Origin of the sequence: Citrobacter sp. wls826 (assembly GCF_005281245.1) — a bacterium.
GTDB lineage: Bacteria > Pseudomonadota > Gammaproteobacteria > Enterobacterales > Enterobacteriaceae > Citrobacter > Citrobacter braakii.
This window is the reverse complement of sequence record NZ_SZWS01000054.1, coordinates 107326-111387: the sequence shown is the minus strand read 5'-3', so window position 1 is coordinate 111387 and position 4062 is coordinate 107326. Positions and strand designations below refer to the sequence as shown.

General features: G+C 51.4%; 4 protein-coding genes. 1 reads left to right on the top strand and 3 read right to left on the bottom strand.

What is annotated here, in order from left to right; all coding sequences use genetic code 11:
- Positions 1-168 precede the first annotated feature (168 nt).
- The 3 genes from hemP to ppsR form a co-directional block, all read right to left on the bottom strand.
- Entirely contained in the window at positions 169-393 is a 225-nt protein-coding gene (gene hemP / locus FDW87_RS14540; RefSeq protein ID WP_032931206.1) for a hemin uptake protein HemP, read from the bottom strand.
- Positions 394-523: 130 nt separating this feature from the next.
- Positions 524-1570: a 3-deoxy-7-phosphoheptulonate synthase AroH gene (aroH, locus tag FDW87_RS14535; RefSeq protein ID WP_016152883.1), complete on the bottom strand. Its 1047-nt coding sequence runs from the start codon at positions 1568-1570 to the stop codon at positions 524-526.
- Positions 1571-1696: 126 nt separating this feature from the next.
- Complete coding sequence (ppsR, locus tag FDW87_RS14530) at positions 1697-2530, bottom strand: posphoenolpyruvate synthetase regulatory kinase/phosphorylase PpsR (protein WP_016152884.1); 834 nt, start codon at positions 2528-2530, stop codon at positions 1697-1699.
- Positions 2531-2858: 328 nt separating this feature from the next.
- Between ppsR and ppsA the strand changes: the two genes are divergently transcribed.
- A partial coding sequence (gene ppsA / locus FDW87_RS22685) for a phosphoenolpyruvate synthase (protein WP_252363190.1) occupies positions 2859-4062 on the top strand: 1204 nt, incomplete at its 3' end.

The following is a 4062-nucleotide window of genomic DNA, read 5'->3' as shown; positions in this document are numbered from 1 at the left end:
CTTCTACCGCCGCATACGCGACGGTGGGCAGGTTACTGATAATCGCCAGCGCCAAGAGCGAAGGGCGCAAGGATGCAGTGTGCAGGTGTGGCATAGCAACTCTCCATTAGGAAATCGAAAAGCGCTGGCTGCCTGGGTATTACCTGGGTGGCTGGCGAAAAGTGGTGTTTATTTGGTCAGAATGAGTTTTCCGGCTTGTGTCTGGCGCAGCAAATAGAGCTGGCCATCGTGTTCTATGATCACGCGCCCCTCTTTGCCCAGCAGACTTTTACTGTCAATTCGGCGCTCGTTTGGCGCGACGGCAGGCGGTGTTTTTTCTTTTGCGGGCGTTGTTGTGTTATCCATACGTGAATAGTTTTTAAAAATAACAATCAATTTAACAATGATAATCATTATCAACAAACTGCAAAATTGCGGCAAGCCTTTTTGTGAAATAATTGTGACGAGAATAAATTTTGTACAATAAGGAGGGGGAAAACAAAGGATTAGCACCGGGCAACGTGATGTTACCCGGCGAACAGCATTAAAAACGGCTATCAACCGCAGAGGCGAGTTTTTCAACCAGCAGTTCAGTATCTTCCCAGTTCAGGCACGGGTCGGTAATGGACTGGCCGTAAACCAGCGGCTGGCCGCTAACGATTTTTTGCGTACCTTCACGCAGGAAACTCTCCGCCATAATCCCGGCAATCGCCGTCGAACCATTGCGAATTTGCTGGCACACATCATCACAAACGTCCAACTGACGACGATGCTGCTTCTGGCAATTGCCATGGCTAAAATCGACCACCAGATGTTCAGGCAGGGAAAATTCGTGCAGGGTATCGCAGGCGGCGGCAATATCTTCAGCATAATAATTCGGCTTTTTACCGCCGCGCATGATGATATGCCCGTAAGGATTACCGCTGGTCTGATAAATGGTCATCTGGCCGGTTTTATCCGGAGAGAGGAACATATGGCTGGCACGGGAGGCGCGAATCGCATCGACGGCAATACGCGTATTGCCATCCGTACCGTTTTTAAAGCCGACCGGGCAGGAAAGCGCAGAGGCCATTTCACGGTGGATCTGGCTTTCGGTGGTGCGCGCGCCAATGGCACCCCAACTGATTAAATCGGCAATAAACTGACCGGTCACCATGTCGAGGAATTCTGTTGCCGTGGGTACGCCCAGTTCATTGACCTGCAACAGCAGTTTGCGCGCCAGTTCAATGCCGTGGTTCACGCGGTAGCTGCCGTTTAAATCCGGGTCGGAAATTAAACCTTTCCAGCCCACTACGGTGCGCGGTTTTTCAAAATAAGTGCGCATCACGATTTCCAGACGCGCCTGATGTTTTTCGCGCAGCGCCTGTAAACGCGTCGCGTATTCCATGGCGGCATCAAGATCGTGAATCGAGCAGGGACCTACGATCACCAGTAAACGAGCGTCTTCACCATTTAATATTTTTTCTATCCGGCGTCGGGAGTCCGTAACATGACGGGCGACGGAGGACGAAACAGGATGCCGTTGCGCAAGCTCTGCTGGAGTGACCAGGTTGTCAATACGCGCAGTACGGAGTTCATCGGTTCTGTTCATTACTTGTCTCAGAAATTTGTTGCTTCAACGGCAGGACTACCGGGAAGTGATGTATATCACAATATCATACTCATCCTGCCTGGTGGCGAGCATAATAACAAAAAATCGAACCAATGCACTAGCATTCTAGTACATGCGGCGATTCAGCCCCATGATGTCGAGGATCTTGGTAGCAATCTCTTCTACCGAATAATTGGTACTGTTCAGCCATGGGATCTGGTTTTTCCGGTATAGCGCTTCCACCTCAGCAACCTCCATCCGGCACTGGCGCATCGAGGCGTAACGGCTGTTTTCCCGGCGCTCTTCGCGGATGGCTGCCAGGCGCTCAGGGTCGATGGTCAGGCCGAACAATTTATGCTGTAACGGCTTCAGGGACGCTGGCAGCACCAGATTATCCATATCATCGGCAATAAAGGGGTAGTTGGCCGCGCGAATGCCAAACTGCATGGCCAGATACAAACTGGTCGGGGTTTTACCGCAACGGGAAACGCCAAGCAGGATCACCTGCGCCTGATCGAGGTTGCGCAACGAAATGCCGTCGTCATGGGCGAGGGTATAATCAATGGCGGCAATGCGCGCGTCGTACTTGTTAAGGTTGCCGGGGTTCAGGCCGTGGGTACGATGGGCGATCGGCGTAGGATCGAGCTTCATCTCTTGCTGCAGTGGGGCAACCAACGCCTGCACGATATCCTGACAAAATCCTTCGCTTTGCAAAATGATCGAGCGAATTTCCGGCAAAACGATAGAGTAAAACACCAGAGGGCGCACGCCAGTTTGTTGATAGATCGCGTCAATCTGGTCTTTAACCGCTCGCGCACGACTCTCATTTTCCACAAACGGCAGCGTAATGCTGCTGATCGTAACCGGAAATTGCGACATTACCGCGTGGCCCAATACCTCGGCGGTGATGGCCGTACCATCAGAAATATAAAATACGTGACGATCAACAGCATTATCCATTTTGCTCATCCTGGGGCAGACATAATTCTCTGAAAGCATAAATTAAAATTCGCCAGAAGCGAATATTGCTGCATCTATTTTGTAAAATGAAACGGTATTTTTATATTTACTGAAAAGTACATTTCATTTTTCGGAACAAATGTTTATACCGGTAGTTTTTGTGGTGATCCCCTGTGGCTCGCGGGTTTGCGCAAATGCGGAAACAATCTGAAAAAATAAAAAATAAAGTTGCTTGAACGATTCACCGTTTTTTTCGCTGAAGTAAATATGCAAAGATAATTACGCAAAATTGAGTTTCCTAACCTCGTTCATATATAAGGATTGTTCGATGTCCAACAATGGCTCGTCACCGCTGGTGCTTTGGTATAACCAACTCGGCATGAATGATGTAGACAGAGTTGGGGGCAAAAATGCCTCCCTGGGTGAAATGATTACTAACCTTTCCGGTATGGGTGTTTCCGTACCGAATGGTTTTGCAACGACCGCCGATGCGTTTAACCAGTTTCTGGACCAGAGCGGTGTAAACCAGCGCATTTATGAGCTGCTGGATAAAACGGATATTGACGATGTCACCGAGCTTGCGAAAGCCGGCGCACAGATCCGCCAGTGGATTATCGACACTCCTTTCCAGCCGGAGCTGGAAAATGCCGTCCGCGATGCCTACGCGCAGCTGTCAGCAGACGATGCCCATGCCTCTTTTGCCGTGCGCTCTTCCGCCACCGCAGAAGATATGCCAGATGCGTCATTTGCCGGTCAGCAGGAAACCTTCCTCAACGTCCAGGGATTTGATGCCGTACTGGTTGCTATCAAACACGTCTTTGCCTCGCTGTTTAACGACCGTGCAATCTCTTATCGCGTTCACCAGGGTTATGACCATCGTGGCGTGGCGCTCTCTGCTGGCGTTCAGCGGATGGTGCGCTCAGACCTCGCGTCTTCCGGCGTAATGTTCTCCATCGATACCGAATCCGGTTTCGATCAGGTGGTGTTCATCACTTCCGCATGGGGCCTGGGCGAGATGGTCGTGCAGGGTGCCGTTAACCCGGATGAATTCTACGTGCACAAACCGACTCTGGCGGCAAACCGTCCGGCGATCGTCCGTCGCACAATGGGTTCGAAAAAAATCCGCATGGTCTACGCGCCAACCCAGGAACATGGCAAGCAGGTGACGATTGAAGATGTACCGCAGGAGCAGCGCGACATTTTCTCCCTGACCAACGCAGAAGTGCAGGAACTGGCGAAGCAGGCGGTACAGATCGAGAAGCACTACGGTCGTCCGATGGACATCGAATGGGCGAAAGACGGTCATACCGGCAAACTGTTCATTGTGCAGGCGCGTCCGGAAACTGTGCGCTCGCGCGGCCAGGTGATGGAGCGTTATACGCTGCATGCTCAGGGTAAAATTATTGCTGAAGGTCGTGCTATCGGTCACCGCATTGGCGCGGGTCCGGTCAAAGTCATTCAGGACATCAGCGAAATGAACCGTATCGAACCTGGCGACGTCCTGGTTACCGACATGACCGACCCGGACTGGG